The organism is Microcoleus sp. bin38.metabat.b11b12b14.051 (assembly GCF_013299165.1).
GTDB lineage: Bacteria > Cyanobacteriota > Cyanobacteriia > Cyanobacteriales > Microcoleaceae > Microcoleus.
Window position 1 is genome coordinate 45,593 of sequence record NZ_JAAFKD010000037.1, and the last position, 15,092, is coordinate 60,684.

The window sequence follows — 15,092 nt, forward strand, 5'->3', positions numbered from 1 at the left end:
GACAAGCTCAGCGACCACCTCCGCGGGTTGAAGAATAGGCGATAAAAATCACGTTTTACATGATTCTCTTGAGTCCGCGGAGGCGGACATTGTTTGACAAGACGCGGTTTCAACCGCCGTCGGATCTTCGTTTGTGTCTTACTTCACCCAAGCCCGATGAGCCATCAAAGCCGAAAACGGCTGCACTCCCCGCAACTGATTTGACAGCGGCAAATGACCCCTCGGCGCGCTCAAATCCCAAATAAACTCTTGCGGGTAGCGCGTCCAATTATTGCCTTTCTTCCAGCCAATTAACGGCCACAATTTATCCCAATTCTTCCCCGAACTCAGCCAAATTTCTCGCTGCACCGAAAAGCCAAATTTGTTTTCCGAATGAACTTTCCACAAAGTATTCATTGTTTGCAAATCCGCGATCGGCAAACTCTCAACTTGGGTAAAATACAGCCACTTTCTTTGCAAAGCTGTTTCCCCCGCCAATTCACAAAGCTTGTCTAAAGTCAAGCGATCGGCTTCTTGAAATTCCTGTAGCGCCAATAATTGTTGCAGCGGAGTGTAATCAATCTTAGAGTCCGATCGCAATTGCACAACTCCCGTCGGAAAATTCGCTTGCAAAAACTCCCTCACTCTCGCAGAGTCAGCACTATAAAGAATTTGGTAAGCCTTACCCATTACCGCTGTCGGTTCCTCCGACTTGCGCTCTAATAAAAATTCCATCAATACGTCCCAACCCGCATCTGCTATGTGTTGTTGCAGCAGTTGCAGTTGAGTTTTTTCTGAACCTGACCTCAACTGTGAGCGGAGTTCGGCTGTATCGGCCGCTGTGTCTAATGGAGAAGTAGAAATCGAGTCAGTCATGAGCAACTATCAGCTATCAGTTATCAGCTATTAGCTGAAGCCCTGGTTTTCCCCCATTGTACAATGCTACTGACTCGGATTTACTTCTGGTGTACCCCGATGGTTGTGCCCAATGTCGCGATCGCGCCAGACACCCCCCTTCTTTACCAATGATAGCGATCGCCAATAGCTTTACCCTCAGATTTTGGCGATCGCTCCCATGTACAAGAGTTTTTCTTAACCCTAATCGTCCACGATGGAAACCCATGCAGAGAACGAAGGCGGAAAAAAGTTGATGTCATATTCCGAGTCTTCCCACTCTTGCACCCACAGCGGTACAACGCCGGGGCGAGGAGTTTCCGCAAAGATCCGTTCCTTAGACTCGATCGTATGAAATAGCTGTTTCAAAGTATCTCCCCGATCCAAAGCGGAGCTGAGGATGTCATCTAAGTCAGGATCGACCCGTTTGACGCGGTTTTTGTCCTCATCCAGCCACAGAAGTTTCAAAGACTTCAGATCCCTCGGACTGAGAATGCTCTTGTAGTAGACGCGCTTGAGAGTCGCTACGGGCTCCAACGAGCGTTCGATCCGGCGAATTTGCTGAACTCGCAGGTAGTGCCATTCGGCTAAACGCTTGCGCTCCGAAGGTGCGAGAGTTTCCTTCCCCGTTGCGTGTTTGTAGTCATAGTTAACCAAACTGCAAGCCATGTTTGCCAGCAGGTGAATTAACTGTTTTTCTTTGGGTGTCGCCTGACGCCGTTCCTGGGTTCTTGTCAATACGCGTTGTCTGCGGGTAGTTTCGAGAATATTTTCCATTGGGTTTTTATGAGATGAAATACGATTGTGCCAGATCCGAATCCCGAACATCAGAAGGTAAGGAAGTTGACAGGCGGGGAAACTCCACCCACAGACTTGCCTTACCTGTTTATTTTCCCATTCACCGTTCTGACTTCAACCCCTTGGATGACGTAGACTGATATACGGAGGAAGTTTTCCTCCCCCCGCGATCGCCAAGGCGGTTGCGACAACAAACACACCACCACCCCCACCACCGCAGCGCTAGGGAACCACTGAGAGCGCCAATTATTTCCTGCCTTTACCCGTTTTCACTTCTTCCTGCTCCCCATCTTCATTCGTTCCAGTGTAGTTAAAGTCGGGACGACTCTCCCCCGCAGTCAAACTGCTGGCTGATGAAGCTTGTGGGACGATCGCATTCGCACGGGCGCTCCCTGTCTGGAAAAAGCCAATGCTACCTGAGGCGATTACCGCTAATACTAAGATGCTGTTTTTCATGTTCGATGACCCTGATTTGAGTAGATAGACACCTTTTGGCTAACCCGATCTCTCAGAAGTGGGTTGATGCAATAGCCCACTTGTCTTCTGATAAATCTGCCTGCCATAATCAATTCAGACAGGCACACCCGCTTGCGATCGGAAACGCCGGAAGTGACGTGTTACTAATGTCCACGATCATCCACCAACCAGAATTTTTTGGGTAGTGGAGCGAAAGCCATCAGGGCGTCGATCCATCAGGGAGTTATGCCATCAGGGTGCTCATCCATCGGGTAGTTAAGTCATCAGGGCGCATCTTCTATAAATTAGCCACAGACTTCACTTTTATAGTTTGGTCAATGGCTGGTGGCGTACTGACAGCGCCTTTAAGAATTAAACTTTTTGTGGATTTATCCCCAAAAGTTTGTCCTTAATTGTCCCCGCGCTTGCGGAAGTCCGGGGATTGTCAGCAGCATGGAATTCCATGCAATCTAAGTCAACTAAAAAAACGCAGATTAACGATATCTCCCACTCAAGCAGTCCTCAGCCAAACGCTGGGGTTTTTTATTGGCGCCGGTTGCTAAGCCTTGAATTTCGGCCTCCGCCAGCAGGCAGAGCCGGCACAACGTTGACGGCGCTGCGGTTATGAATTTCCCTGACAACATCATACCACCGGGTGAATTTTAAAGTATTATTGTAAAAAAATGTGAACAAACTCGGATGTAGGCGTTCTCAATTGCTTTGAGTCAAAATTTAAATGATTGTGCGTTGCAAAGATACAGTAAAGATTGATATGGATAAAGGTGAGTTAGCAGACAATAGAGAAAGAAGCACAAAAATTTTCCACAAGAGTAACCGAGCAATAATAATTATTTCAATGTGTAACATTTCGATCGCACAGCACAGAGGCGCAGCATCTTGATGAATTCGCAGATGACAACATTCGTCAACTCAACCTACCAATATCAAGTCGGAGGATATTTGCCTGCCGGTGCGCCCACCTATGTCAGGCGATCGGCAGACAGCGAACTCTACCAAGGACTCAAAGCCGGACAATTCTGCTACGTGTTGAGTGCGCCGCAAATGGGAAAGTCCAGCCTGCTAGTGCAAACGGCAAAAAGGTTGCAAGCAGAAGGTATAGCTTTTGCCGCCGTCAACCTCAAAAGCATTAGCAGCCCAGAAATCACCCTCGAAAAATGGTATGGCGCGATCGTGTACCGCATGGCCAGCAGCTTGCGCCTCACAAACAAGTTTGACGCCATCAAGTGGTGGAACGATCGCGAACTGCTATCGCCGGTGCAGCGATTCGAGATATTTATCGAAAAAGTTTTGCTCAAGTCAATTCGGCAAAATTTAGTCATTTTGATAGATGACATTGACAGCACCAGCAGTCTAAATTTCAGTACCAGCGATTTTTTTGCCTCGATCCGCGGCTGTTACTCCAAGCGAGCAGAACAACCAGAATACGATCGCCTAACTTTTGCCGTTTTCGGAGTAGCAGCCCCGTCAGAATTGATCCGAGATCCAAGCCGCAACCCTTTTAATATTGGACGAGCGATTAATCTCAGTCGATTGCAACTGCACGAAAGTTTGCCGCTAGCCAAAGGATTGGCACTCAAAGCTTTTCGCCCCCAAAAAGTGCTGCAAGCAATATTAGCTTGGACGGGCGGTCAACCATTTCTGACTCAAAAGCTTTGCTACTTGCTACTGGAATACGGGCCGTTTATTGGCAGAAATTGCGAAGCCCAGCAGGTAAAAAGACTGCTCAAACACAGAATTATTAAAGATTGGGAAGAACAAGACGAACCCCAACATTTGACAGCTATTCGCGATCGCCTTGAACACAGCCGCTGCGACTTCACCAAACTGTTAACGCTCTACCAGCAAATTTTGCAGCCGCCCGACCCAGAAAAACCGGGACAAAAGCCGGGAGTACCTGCCGATTACTCTCCCGAACAAATCGAATTGCAACTGTCAGGACTCGTAGTTAAATCTCAGGGTCAATTAATAGTTGCTAACCAACTTTATCAATCAGTTTTAAATCAGTTCTGGGTGGAAAAAGAACTGGGAAATTTGGCTCCGTACCGCGAGGCGCTGGCAGCATGGCTGGCTTCTGATCGCCAAGATGAATCGCAGTTACTCACCGGAGAAAGCTTGCAGTCAGCTTTGGATTGGGCGGCAAATAAACAATTAAGCCAAGAACACTATTGGTTCTTGAATCCCGGAACTTTTGAGGAACAACCGACAGTCGCCGTCGCAGAAGTGGCACAGAGCATTCCAGACACCGATGCAGACAGCAGTATTCTCACCCCGCCCTCAGATACCCTGCCAATTGGCAGCAACGAACAGAGATTGTACGATCACATTGTCTCCTGCGTGGACACAGAATCCCCCGCACAGGTAATCGAGCGTTTCCGCAAGCTATTTATCGACGGTATGGGCTATCCCGATCGCGAAATTGAAGCAACTTTGTACAGTATAATCTCCGTCAAGCGATCGGATCGCGAGTTTAAATATATCCTCCACCGCTGCTGCTACATCCCCATCAACCGCTGGCAATTGCACTCACATAACAAATTGGCGATCGCCAATTTAGTAGCTTTATTTAAACAAACTTCTCCTCGATTCGGGATGGAATTTTACATAGTCAAGCGCTTGCAAGAACAAATAGCATTCTTTACTAAAAGTGAAGAATTCCAAACCCTAGAGCGCTTAGTAAAAGCCGTAGAGCAAGAACCACAACCGCAGAAACAAGATAGTCATTCTCCCTTGGGCGAATTGATTTGTCGGTATCCTTATTTGTACGGTCATTCTCTGCTGAGCAAGGACAGCATTGAGGAAGACCAGCAAACAATCAAAAAATTGGAAATTCAACGACAGCGACAATTTGAAAATAATTTGTCTCAATATTTAAATTATTTGGTAGAGCCGAGAAATACAGAAATAGGAATTGTGCAGTCGGCGCCAAATCCAACTCTTTTGAACGATGCGGAACTGCACTTTGCTGTTAGGGAATTTGCCGGGAAAGTAGAAGGCGATCGCAGTTACAAAGAATCAGCTCAATTTTTCCTGAGAGACGCCAGACAAACCCCATCTTACAGCGCCTTTAAACAAGATTTATATGAATACTTAATATCCTCAGTTGAAGCAGAATACGGTGGGCGTCAATTTAATGACCGCCTGTACAAGCATATCAAAAATACCTTGCCAGAAAACGACTCGGTGAAATTAAATAATATATTGTTAGCTCGGACTTGCAACCAACTGTTTAACTTCCTAGTAGTGGAAAATTCCCAACATCCCAGCCACTACGTTTTTTACGATTTGGTGTACAACCTCGGCCCCAGCCGGACAATGGGTTTACTCCTGAAAATCGTACTGCTTTCGGGCAAAGTAAAACCCGAGTTGGAAAAGCGATTTTCTATTTTATTCAATCACTATGAAGGTAAAGTTTCTGATGAAGTTATGTGGTTTGTAAAATCATTAGAAAATTTAAATGTGGCTTTTGTGATTAATTTTAGCAATTCGGATTTGTCTTTGGTTAAACATCATCTTATTTTGAATTGAAAAATAACGATGAACTGTAAGCTGTCGCGCATTGAAATTACATATTCGGTACGCTGCTCGGAGCAACGTACCACTCATTGTTTGATTGATTTTTCATACACAATTTAAATGTAGAACAGCTTATTGTATTGAAATGATGTATTCTAGGGTGCGTCAGGCATCAAGATTGGTGATAGTATTTTTAGCTTTTGGTCAGAGGCACACTACCCAAACAATCAGTCGTATAAATGCTTAACAGCTTAGCCATAGAGAAGTAATATTATACTAAGTAAAAACAATATGATCGGCTATCTCAAAGGCACAGTCGCCAATATCGCCAAAGGCAGCAACCGCGTTATGCTGACTCTCGAAGTCAATGGAATTGGCTATGAAATCCAAATTTTGCCCCGCGTGACTGGTCAATTACCAGTATCCGGCGAAGTCGCCCAAATATTTACCCACCAGCAAGTTAAGGAAGACCAAATCGTATTGTACGGTTTTGGCAGCACGGCAGAACGCGATTTGTTTCGGCAGTTGACGAGTGTTAGCGGTGTGGGTGCTCAACTGGCGATCGCCCTTCTCGACACTCTAGGAATGCAAGATTTAGTTCAGGCGATCGTCGGCGGTAACACTCGCATCCTCGCCAAAACCCCCGGCGTGGGCACAAAAACCGCCGAACGCCTCGCCCTGGAACTCAAAAGCAAACTCTCGGAATGGAGACAGGAAGCTGGTTTGACAACTTCCGTCGCCGCCGGAGTTCCCGCAGCGATTCAAGAAGAAGTGGAGATGATTCTGCTGGCGATGGGATACACTCCGGCGGAAGTTTTGCAAGCGCTGCAAACTCTCAGTCAAGACAGTAACTTGTCAAACAAAGGTAATGCCGATGATTGGATACGCGAGGCGATCGCCTATTTAAGCCGATAATGCCAGCTAATCAAGCAATCCGGGCATAAAATCCCCAATTATGCCCCACAAACCAACCCATCCTTGGGAAAAATTTGCTCCTTCACCGTTCTGCTGTGATACTATATGGGATTGTGACAATCGTACAAAAAAAACTAAACTCAATTCATGGCTCTTACACAACAGCGCAAACAAGAAATCATGGGCGATTTTCAAACCCATGAAACCGACACAGGTTCAGCAGATGTCCAAATCGCCATGCTGAGCGATCGCATCAGCAAACTCAGCGCCCACCTGAAAATCAACCAAAAAGACTTCGCCTCCCGGCGCGGTTTGATGATGATGATCAGCCGCCGCAAGCGCCTGCTGGCCTACCTGCAAAAGGAAAATGTCGATCGCTACAAAGCATTAATTGCCCGTTTAGGCATTCGCGGCTAAACAGCCAAGCGAAAATTTGCGACAATATTCAAGAATCTTGGACAAACGCCAGCAGGATTTACGCACCGATCGCCAATCAGTTTCAAACCGTTGATTAACCATCAGAGTTGCGTAAACCCTCGCCAAGATTTATTGAATAATTGTTCGAGATTTCAGGTTAAACAAAAAATATGTCCTCCGAACCACCCACCCAGCGCTTACCGTTTGAACCCGCCTCAAATCGGAAAAAAACGCCTAAAAAGCCCCCAGAAACCGACGCAAAGCTAGTCACAGAAGAACCAAAACCAGACAAGCAGCCCAAAGCCACAAAAACAGGCCCGCAGGCGCGATCGAGCAAAACAGACCCGCAGGCGCAATCCATCCCAGAAGTAGTCAGCAAACGCATGATATCCCGCATCGCGGTATTCTGCGGCGTACCGACAATCCTGGGAATTTCCACATTTTTTATCAGTTATTTGATCGTCAGCAAAGGCTTGTTTGACTTGCCCAACACAGCAGTATTGTTAGTAAGCATGGGCTGTTTTGGTCTAGGCGTACTGGGATTAAGCTACGGAGTTCTCTCGGCTTCTTGGGATGAAGACAATTCAGGAAGCACTCTGGGATGGGAAGAATTTAATACCAATTTTGGACGGATGCGAGAAGCGTGGCGCGCCGGTAAACCAAAAAGTTAGAATCTCGATTTAAGAGAAGACGGCGGTTGAAACCGCGGCGACACAAACAATGTCCGCACTTCGACAAGCTCAGCGACCACCTCCGCGGACTAAGAGAGACGGCGGTTTTAACCGCCTTTGTCTTCAACCCGCGGAGGCGGGTTTTGTCTATGTAGACGCGGTTTCAACCGCCGAGTCTTTCATCAGACGGCGGTTGAAACCGCGGCGACACAAACGATGTCAGCCGGACGCCGACTAAGAGAGGATACCGCCTTTGTCTTCAACCCGCGGAGGCGGGTTTTGTCTGTGTAGACGCGGTTTCAACCGCCGAGTCTTCTTTAGCTCGATCGCACGGCATCTATTTTTCTCACTACATCCATGTCATAATGCGTGTCTTAGCGCAACAGACGAAGGGAAAAAAAATATGATTATTGTCATGAAAGCCGGCACTCCAGCAGCCGAGATCGATCGACTAGACGAAGAACTCCGCACTAACTGGGGTTTGACACCAGAAAAAATCGTCGGGCGTTACAAAACCGTCATGGGTTTAGTCGGCGATACTGTCGAGCTCGAACCCATGCAACTCCGCGAAATGAGCACCTGGATTGAGGAAGTGCTGCGCGTCGAAAAACCCTACAAACGCGCTTCTCTGGAATACCGCCAAGGAGAACCCACCGAAGTACCCGTCGCTACTCCATTGGGAACTGTGATGATTGGTCTAAATCATCCGATCGCAGTCGTAGCAGGCCCTTGCTCGGTCGAAAACGAAGAAATGATTGTTGAGACGGCAATGCGCGTCAAAGCTGCTGGCGCTCAATTTTTGCGCGGTGGAGCCTACAAACCGAGAACTTCTCCCTATGCTTTCCAAGGACACGGCGAGAGTGCTTTGGGACTGCTGGCGGCGGCGCGGGAAGCTAGCGGTTTGGGAATTATTACCGAAGTTATGGATGCGGCGGACTTAAGTGCGATCGTAGAAGTAGCCGACGTAATCCAAGTCGGAGCACGCAATATGCAGAACTTCTCGCTGTTGAAGAAAGTCGGAGCTCAAGACAAACCGATTTTGCTGAAGCGCGGCATTTCCGCCACCATTGAAGAATGGTTGATGGCTGCTGAGTATATCATGGCTGCGGGCAATCCGAACGTGATTTTGTGCGAGCGCGGAATTCGCGGGTATGACAGGCAGTATACGCGGAATACGCTAGATTTGTCGGCGGTTCCAGTGCTGCGAACCCTGACTCACTTACCAATTATGGTTGACCCCAGTCACGGGACTGGTTGGGCGCAGTTTGTGCCTTCGATGGCGTTTGCGTCGATCGCCTCCGGTACAGATTCGCTGATGATAGAAGTGCACCCGAATCCGAAAAAAGCTTTGTCTGACGGGCCGCAATCGTTAACACCGGATCAGTTCGACAAGTTGATGGAAGAATTGGCTGTAATTGGCAAAGTCATGAAACGTTGGCCGCAACCGGTGCCAGTTTTGGCGTAGAAATATCAATCAGTAGGCGATTAGTCTAAAAAAACCGTAGTATCTACAAAATACTACGGTTTTTTTGCGCTTACCATTTACTCATTGAGTTATATCCTGTTCGTAGTGCGGACTTCAGTCCGCAGCCAAGCAAGCGGACTGAAGTCCGCACTACGAACGAACCGTTTGTATGACGAGTAATCGACAGGATATGATATTAGCGATCGCTTCGATCTAAGATTGTTTCAATTTGACTCTTTACTTGTTCAAGTTCCCGACGTTTGTCAGCCAGCCAAACTTTTTGGGCTTCGCATTCTGCTTGATTTTGCCGATAATCGCGCATTTCTTCTTCCTATTCTCACAAATTCTCCTACTACAGCAACATAGCTTTTGAATTCGCACAGCGCAACATTTCTACCGCAGTTGTGATATCTTTTTAAGTACAACAAAATTTTAATTCCCAAGAATCAGCTATTCCCAAAAGACCCCAGACTCACCCACAAGGGAAGTATAGGAGTCTCAATCAATCTACTTTCTTCCTCCTACGCTAATTGCCATGCTCCTAAAAGCCCAATCTTTTCTCTCATTGCTGACTGGGTTAGCTATTTCACTAGGATTGGTGACAACACTTTCTCAATCCACCGCCGCTCAAAATCGGACATCCGACAACAATACGTTTTTTTGCGGTACCAGCAACGGTCAACCCGCAACCCTCGTGCGCGGCGCAAGAAGAAATTTCCCGCTAATTCGCTGGACAGATAACTCTTTTCCTCCGCCTTGGAATGCCCAGCAACGCTGCGAGGAGATTTCTCAAAGATTGCAGCGGTTTCACGATAACCAAGTCCTCAATTATATTGCTGCTAAAATGTGGGCCGGTCAACCCGTATTGTGTATTACCAGTGTCCGAAATGGCCCGTGTCGGCCAGACGGACTGTTAGTAACTCTCAAACCAGGAACAGACTTGCAGCGGACTTTCCAACGGCTGAGGAACAATCTTGAAGGAGGAGCCGATCGCACGCCTCTCGAACTCAGTGGCAATGAAGCAATTACTTACATGAATGGCGAAGCTTACCTCGATATTAGCAAATTGCTGCCAGAAGAAGATGAAGCACCGCCCAGAATCTTGAAATAGCGATCGTGTACCGCAGCAAACCCCGATGGAGGCAAATTCTGATGTTAATTGCCTATTTGGGCGGTTTAATTATTCCCGTACCCGCATCAGCACCCAATGCCAGTGTATTAGTAGCACAGCAGCCAGCTCAACTTTCTGTCAAAGAAATCGAACAATTAGCAATGTCGATCGCAGTTAAAGTGCGATCGAAAGATATCCTAGGTTCGGGAATTTTGATTCGCAAGCATGGCAATGTTTATACAGTGCTAACAAACGATCACGTACTCCTAGCAGGCGATCCGCCCTACAGCATAGAAACGCCCGATCGCAAAATCCATCCAGCAGTTAAAATCGCGGCAACTTCTCTCAACGGCAAAGACTTAGCTGTATTGCAATTTCGCAGCGACGGTACTAATTATGCGATCGCATCCTTCGGCCCGGCCCCAGCAGTTGCCGATCAGGTATTTGCTGCCGGATTTCCCTTTATAGGCGAAACATCTAACCATCCCATTTCTGCCTTGAGCAAAAGTGGATTTGTCTTTAAAACCGGTCGGGTTTCCTTAATCTTAGACAAACCTTTACAGAAGGGATATCGGATTGGATATACAAACGATTTAGAAAAAGGCATGAGTGGAGGGCCGCTGCTAAATAGTCGCGGCGAAGTAGTCGCAGTCAACGGCATCCACGCAGAACCGATTTTAGATACTGCTTACACTTATCAAGACGGTTCCCAGCCCAGCGCCTCCCTGCGGCAGGAGATGCGGCGCTACAGTTGGGGAATTCCGATCGAGAATTTGGTACAGTTAGTGCGATCGCCCTTGACTAATCTCAACCGCTTCTCATAGCCCGCGTATCATCAGGACTTTCGTTGTATAGAAACCATTTGAGATCTATTCTGCGTAAATCTCAGAAACCGGGTTTCTCTCGGTATTTCTCGTCATCCAACCCAAAAACTCGTAGAAACCCGGTTTCTTGCCCCGGACGTAAATCTCAGAAACCGTGTTAATCTCAGTATTTCTCGTCACCCAACCCAAAAACTCAAAGATCTCAAATAGGTTCTATAGAAGCGAATTCATTCGCCCAAAACACGTAATTTTCAACCCAAAAATAATAGCAATTGTCAAAAACATTGTCACATAAAAATTAGATAATATCATCCGTAGGGAAACGGCATTGCCGTGTCCGGCGGGAAGTAGGGAAACGGCATTGCCGTGTCCGGCGGGGAATTATGCTATAAACAAATAATCTCTCTAGAATTACTCGTAGGGTGCGTCGCCATGAAAAATCCGTAACTAAATATCGACAATCTCATAGCGACGCACCTGTGCCATCCCTCACAGAAAAACTTATTGTGTAGCATTTTATAAAAATTGTATCATATGAGAAATATAACAATGAATTTCCCCCACAAACTCCCAGCAGCCATCACCGGAGCAATAATTATCCTTGCCCAACCTCAATTGGCAGCCGCCCAATTATCCCCCCAGCAACTCGAAGCAATTGGCAGAGAAATCACCGTTCGGATCGACGGAAACGGTGGCGGTTCAGGAGTAATTATTGACCGCAAAGATAACACTTACTTCGTCCTCACCAACCATCACGTAGTCAGATATCCAGACCGCTATGAAATCCAAACCTCAGACGGCAGTCGCTATCCGGCTTACAAAATGCAAGAATTACCCGGATTTGATTTAGCATTAATCCAGTTTCAGAGTAATAAAAACTATCGTGTTGCCGAGCTAGGAAATTCCGATCAATTAACCGGAGGAGCAAAGGTTTACGCCACCGGCTTTCCCGTACCAAGCCCTGGAAGAGAACAGCGCAGCTATCAGTTTGCGGCGGGGCAGTTTCAGCGTGACCAGCCGGGAGGAGACAATGGCTATACAATGGTCTACAACAGCGAAGTCATCCCCGGAATGAGCGGCGGCCCGGTGCTGGATGGAATCGGGCGAGTAGTGGGGATTAACGGGCGGTCTTGCAGCGGTTTGAGGTTAGGAATTCCCATTAATAGTTTTGTGGCAAATAAGCGCAATTTGCGGCAGCTACAGGATATTTCTGCGGACAATACGCGATCGGCTAGTGGTGAGGATTTGCTGAACTTAGGCGGGGCGAAGGCTGATAGCGGAGACTACCAAAGTGCGATTAGGGATTATCAAAAAGCTTTGCAGATTTGTCCCGACAATCCTGATGCTTACTACCGCATAGGTACTGCTCAATACAACGCTGGGAATAAGCAAGCAGCTATTGAGAACTTTAGCCAGGTGATTCGGATTAATCCAAGTAATGCAAATGCTTATGTGTTTCGGGGTGTTGTCCGTTCAAGTCAGGAAGATAAACAGGGTGCTATATCCGATTTAAACGAAGCTATTCGCCTCAATCCTAACTTTGCTATTGCGTACATCCATCGGGGTACTGTCCGCTATAATCAAGGAGATAAACCGGGTGCTATATCCGATTATAATGAAGCTATTCGCCTCAATCCTAACTTTGCTACTTTCTACAGCAATCTGGGTAATACTCGCTATAAACAGGGAGATCGACAGAGTGCGATATCCGATTTAAACGAAGCTATTCGCCTCAATCCTAACTATGCTATTGCCTACTACAATCGGGGTGTTTTCCGCTATAGTCAGGGAGATAAACCGGGTGCGATATCCGATTTAAACGAAGTTATTCGCCTCAATCCTAACTATGCTATTGCCTACATCGATCGGAGTATCGCCCGCTATAGTCAAGGAGATAAACCGGGTGCTATATCCGATTACAACGAAGCTATTCGCTTGAATCCTAACTATGCTATTACCTACAGAAATCCGGGTAATGCCAGCTCAATCTCGGCAGATAAACATGGTCCGCTCGCCGATTTAAACGAAGCCATTCGCCTCAATCCTAACTCTGGTATTGCCTACTACAATCGGGGTGTTTTCCGCTATGGTCAGGGAGATCAGCAGGGTGCTATATCCGATTTAAATCAAGCGATTCGCCTCAATCCTAACTCTAGTGATTCTTACTATTTCCGCGCTCTTACCTACTTGCAACAAGGAGACAAACGAAAGGCTATTGATGATTTCCAGAAATCAGTCAACCTGTATCAGGGTGGAAACGACGAGTGGTACCAAAATGCACAATACAGAATCAGAGAACTTCAGCAATAGCTTTCAATCATTTTACAACTACTAAAATTAGTTTTCAAACGAATCAACCATTTCATCAACTATTTTGCTAAGTTCATCATATTTTTCCGATCCTGCCTCGTAAGTAATAACGTAAGCCTTCTGATCTTTCACGTTACCAACTTCCATCAATTTCAAACTTTTATTATTCTCATCCTTTCCCGTATAAACCACTTGAAAAGCCGGACGCTTTGCCAGAGTAGCTTTCTCATTTTGCCCTTCAATTTTATATTTTTTTATTTGCTTTTTATCATCTAAAAATTCATTTTCAATATAGTTCACAGACTGCTTTGTATATTCCTGTAAAGACAGCCAATTAGGTAAAGTTTTAACACTAATCAGCACATTAGCTTTAGAAGGCTCATGCACAAACTTAACCACCTCCCCATCAATGCCGATTTCTTGCGGCTTCCAGTCCTTCGGGTGTTTAATACTTATCTTATACTGAGAATTCTTATAAGTCTTAAAATTATCCGAACTCACATTTTCCTTTGAATCGGGCGAATTCGACATTTGTTGAATCCCAGCAATAAAACCGGGCAAGCCGAAAATCAACGCCAGAAATCCAATAACTACTCCCGTAACAAGCTGAGCGACAGCAGTTGGATCACCAGCCATCATTGCTGCCAAAAACGACTTGTATCGAATCCGACGGGGAAGACTTAATTTTGTAAGAGCTTGCAAGACATTATCTGCTGACTCATAGCGCTCCCTAAAACTTGGATGCACCATCTTTTCGATAATTGCTTTAAGTTTAGCGCTCGTTTTTGTCCCGCTCGGCCACATAACCAGCGACATATTCGGATCTTTAGGAATATCTCCAGCAGATAACCCAGTCAGCGCTTGCATCCCAATCATCCCCACCGCATAGATATCGCTATTAAATTCAGGATTGCCATTCTTTTGTTCTGGCGGTGCATAGCCGGGAATACTTGCTTGCACCTGATTAGAAGAATTACTCCCCAGATAGCCAACTCGTTTAGCCGAACCAAAATCAATCAATACAAGTTTTGAGTCAGAGGTTCGCCTAATTAAATTTGAAGGGTTAATATCGCAGTGAATAATCTTTTTTTCGTGAACAAACTTGACAAGTACCAAAATTTCCAGCAACAGGCGAATCACCTCACCCTCACTCAACCGCTGACTCGGTTTAAGTTCTTGACTTAAATCGTGACCCTCAATATAGTCTTGAACTAAATAAAATTGAGAATTATCTTCACCAATGGTAAAAAGCTGTGGAATTTGGTCATGTTTTAAGTCATCTAAAATTTGAGCTTCAGCCTTCAAGCCATCTTGTGCCTGCTGAGAGGTCAAAGGAGGGGATAGTGGTTGCTTGAGGCGTTTAACCACACGCAAATCCTGATTAAGTTTCTCCCGATCTTTAGCGAAATAAATATGACAATAATTAGTATCTTTCAGGTGTTCCGTGATTTCGTAATGCCCAAAAATAGTTTGTCCAAGCATGATATCGGTGATGAACTAAAAAGGATGTGCTTACCCGTTGTTCATCCTAATCGTACCACAAAAAAACCAAAGCCCCAATCTGGTATTCAGATTGGGGCTTTGTTGTTAAAATAGAATCCCAGGCATCGAGCTATTTTCTCAGGCAGTGACCCGCCAAATATCTTCGCCACCGCAGCGTTTAACAACCGAGTTCGGGATGGAATCGGAGTGGTGCCACTGCGTCATAGACACCTAGA

Annotated in this window: 15 protein-coding genes and 1 rRNA gene; 9 read left to right on the forward strand and 7 right to left on the reverse strand. The window is 46.2% G+C overall.

What is annotated here, in order from left to right; translation table 11 throughout:
- Positions 1-138: 138 nt before the first annotated feature.
- On the reverse strand, positions 139-855 hold the full coding sequence (locus QZW47_RS26535) for a GUN4 domain-containing protein (RefSeq protein WP_293134104.1): 717 nt from the start codon (positions 853-855) through the stop codon (positions 139-141).
- A 222-nt stretch (positions 856-1,077) separates the two neighbouring features.
- Positions 1,078-1,650, reverse strand: a complete 573-nt coding sequence (locus tag QZW47_RS26540) for a hypothetical protein (protein ID WP_293134106.1) — start codon at positions 1,648-1,650, stop codon at positions 1,078-1,080.
- A gap of 27 nt (positions 1,651-1,677) precedes the next feature.
- Here QZW47_RS26540 and QZW47_RS26545 point away from each other — a divergent pair, with 27 nt between their 5' ends.
- Complete coding sequence (locus tag QZW47_RS26545) at positions 1,678-1,806, forward strand: hypothetical protein (RefSeq protein WP_293134108.1); 129 nt, start codon at positions 1,678-1,680, stop codon at positions 1,804-1,806.
- Positions 1,807-1,917: 111 nt separating this feature from the next.
- On the opposite strand, the gene QZW47_RS26550 is transcribed toward QZW47_RS26545, so the two are convergent.
- Positions 1,918-2,127, reverse strand: coding sequence for a hypothetical protein (locus QZW47_RS26550; protein ID WP_293134110.1), 210 nt, complete (start codon positions 2,125-2,127; stop codon positions 1,918-1,920).
- A 912-nt stretch (positions 2,128-3,039) separates the two neighbouring features.
- Here QZW47_RS26550 and QZW47_RS26555 point away from each other — a divergent pair.
- From QZW47_RS26555 to aroF, 5 genes are all read left to right on the forward strand, one after another.
- Positions 3,040-5,673 (forward strand): AAA-like domain-containing protein, encoded by a 2,634-nt coding sequence (locus QZW47_RS26555; protein ID WP_293134112.1) that lies wholly within the window; start codon positions 3,040-3,042, stop codon positions 5,671-5,673.
- Between the two features lie 279 nt (positions 5,674-5,952).
- Positions 5,953-6,576 carry a Holliday junction branch migration protein RuvA gene (ruvA, locus tag QZW47_RS26560; RefSeq protein ID WP_293134115.1) on the forward strand — a complete coding sequence of 208 codons (624 nt, stop codon included), beginning with the start codon at positions 5,953-5,955 and terminating at the stop codon, positions 6,574-6,576.
- A gap of 147 nt (positions 6,577-6,723) precedes the next feature.
- Entirely contained in the window at positions 6,724-6,993 is a 270-nt protein-coding gene (rpsO, locus tag QZW47_RS26565) for a 30S ribosomal protein S15 (protein ID WP_293134126.1), read from the forward strand.
- 170 nt (positions 6,994-7,163) lie between these two features.
- The gene (locus QZW47_RS26570; protein ID WP_293134129.1) at positions 7,164-7,664 is read left to right on the forward strand and encodes a PAM68 family protein; all 501 of its coding nucleotides are present in this window, start codon (positions 7,164-7,166) and stop codon (positions 7,662-7,664) included.
- A gap of 403 nt (positions 7,665-8,067) precedes the next feature.
- Positions 8,068-9,129: a 3-deoxy-7-phosphoheptulonate synthase gene (gene aroF, locus QZW47_RS26575; RefSeq protein ID WP_293134132.1), complete on the forward strand. Its 1,062-nt coding sequence runs from the start codon at positions 8,068-8,070 to the stop codon at positions 9,127-9,129.
- 196 nt (positions 9,130-9,325) lie between these two features.
- Here aroF and QZW47_RS26580 read toward each other — a convergent pair whose 3' ends face one another.
- Positions 9,326-9,451: a hypothetical protein gene (locus QZW47_RS26580; protein ID WP_293134135.1), complete on the reverse strand. Its 126-nt coding sequence runs from the start codon at positions 9,449-9,451 to the stop codon at positions 9,326-9,328.
- Positions 9,452-9,664: 213 nt separating this feature from the next.
- On the opposite strand from QZW47_RS26580, the gene QZW47_RS26585 reads away from it, so the two are divergent.
- Together QZW47_RS26585 and QZW47_RS26590 are read left to right on the forward strand one after the other, a co-directional pair.
- Positions 9,665-10,240 carry a COP23 domain-containing protein gene (locus QZW47_RS26585; protein WP_293134138.1) on the forward strand — a complete coding sequence of 192 codons (576 nt, stop codon included), beginning with the start codon at positions 9,665-9,667 and terminating at the stop codon, positions 10,238-10,240.
- A 41-nt stretch (positions 10,241-10,281) separates the two neighbouring features.
- Positions 10,282-11,064 (forward strand): serine protease, encoded by a 783-nt coding sequence (locus QZW47_RS26590; RefSeq protein WP_293134141.1) that lies wholly within the window; start codon positions 10,282-10,284, stop codon positions 11,062-11,064.
- Between the two features lie 45 nt (positions 11,065-11,109).
- Here QZW47_RS26590 and QZW47_RS26595 read toward each other — a convergent pair whose 3' ends face one another.
- Positions 11,110-11,244, reverse strand: coding sequence for a hypothetical protein (locus QZW47_RS26595; RefSeq protein ID WP_293134144.1), 135 nt, complete (start codon positions 11,242-11,244; stop codon positions 11,110-11,112).
- Between the two features lie 354 nt (positions 11,245-11,598).
- Between QZW47_RS26595 and QZW47_RS26600 the strand changes: the two genes are divergently transcribed.
- The gene (locus QZW47_RS26600) at positions 11,599-13,374 is read left to right on the forward strand and encodes a tetratricopeptide repeat protein (RefSeq protein WP_293134146.1); all 1,776 of its coding nucleotides are present in this window, start codon (positions 11,599-11,601) and stop codon (positions 13,372-13,374) included.
- Between the two features lie 27 nt (positions 13,375-13,401).
- Here QZW47_RS26600 and QZW47_RS26605 read toward each other — a convergent pair whose 3' ends face one another.
- Positions 13,402-14,856, reverse strand: coding sequence for a serine/threonine-protein kinase (locus QZW47_RS26605; protein ID WP_293134148.1), 1,455 nt, complete (start codon positions 14,854-14,856; stop codon positions 13,402-13,404).
- A 117-nt stretch (positions 14,857-14,973) separates the two neighbouring features.
- Positions 14,974-15,091, reverse strand: a 5S ribosomal RNA gene (rrf, locus tag QZW47_RS26610).
- Position 15,092 lies beyond the last annotated feature (1 nt).

Bases quoted from the DNA above. Each gene is read 5' to 3' on its own strand.
- QZW47_RS26580 (WP_293134135.1), bottom strand. From the start codon at position 9,451: ATGCGCGATTATCGGCAAAATCAAGCAGAATGCGAAGCCCAAAAAGTT.
- QZW47_RS26550 (WP_293134110.1), bottom strand. From the start codon at position 2,127: ATGAAAAACAGCATCTTAGTATTAGCGGTAATCGCCTCAGGTAGCATT.
- rpsO (WP_293134126.1), top strand. From the start codon at position 6,724: ATGGCTCTTACACAACAGCGCAAACAAGAAATCATGGGCGATTTTCAA.
- QZW47_RS26600 (WP_293134146.1), top strand. From the start codon at position 11,599: ATGAGAAATATAACAATGAATTTCCCCCACAAACTCCCAGCAGCCATC.
- QZW47_RS26605 (WP_293134148.1), bottom strand. From the start codon at position 14,856: ATGCTTGGACAAACTATTTTTGGGCATTACGAAATCACGGAACACCTG.
- ruvA (WP_293134115.1), top strand. From the start codon at position 5,953: ATGATCGGCTATCTCAAAGGCACAGTCGCCAATATCGCCAAAGGCAGC.
- QZW47_RS26590 (WP_293134141.1), top strand. From the start codon at position 10,282: ATGTTAATTGCCTATTTGGGCGGTTTAATTATTCCCGTACCCGCATCA.
- QZW47_RS26585 (WP_293134138.1), top strand. From the start codon at position 9,665: ATGCTCCTAAAAGCCCAATCTTTTCTCTCATTGCTGACTGGGTTAGCT.
- QZW47_RS26555 (WP_293134112.1), top strand. From the start codon at position 3,040: ATGACAACATTCGTCAACTCAACCTACCAATATCAAGTCGGAGGATAT.
- QZW47_RS26535 (WP_293134104.1), bottom strand. From the start codon at position 855: ATGACTGACTCGATTTCTACTTCTCCATTAGACACAGCGGCCGATACA.
- aroF (WP_293134132.1), top strand. From the start codon at position 8,068: ATGATTATTGTCATGAAAGCCGGCACTCCAGCAGCCGAGATCGATCGA.
- QZW47_RS26570 (WP_293134129.1), top strand. From the start codon at position 7,164: ATGTCCTCCGAACCACCCACCCAGCGCTTACCGTTTGAACCCGCCTCA.
- QZW47_RS26540 (WP_293134106.1), bottom strand. From the start codon at position 1,650: ATGGAAAATATTCTCGAAACTACCCGCAGACAACGCGTATTGACAAGA.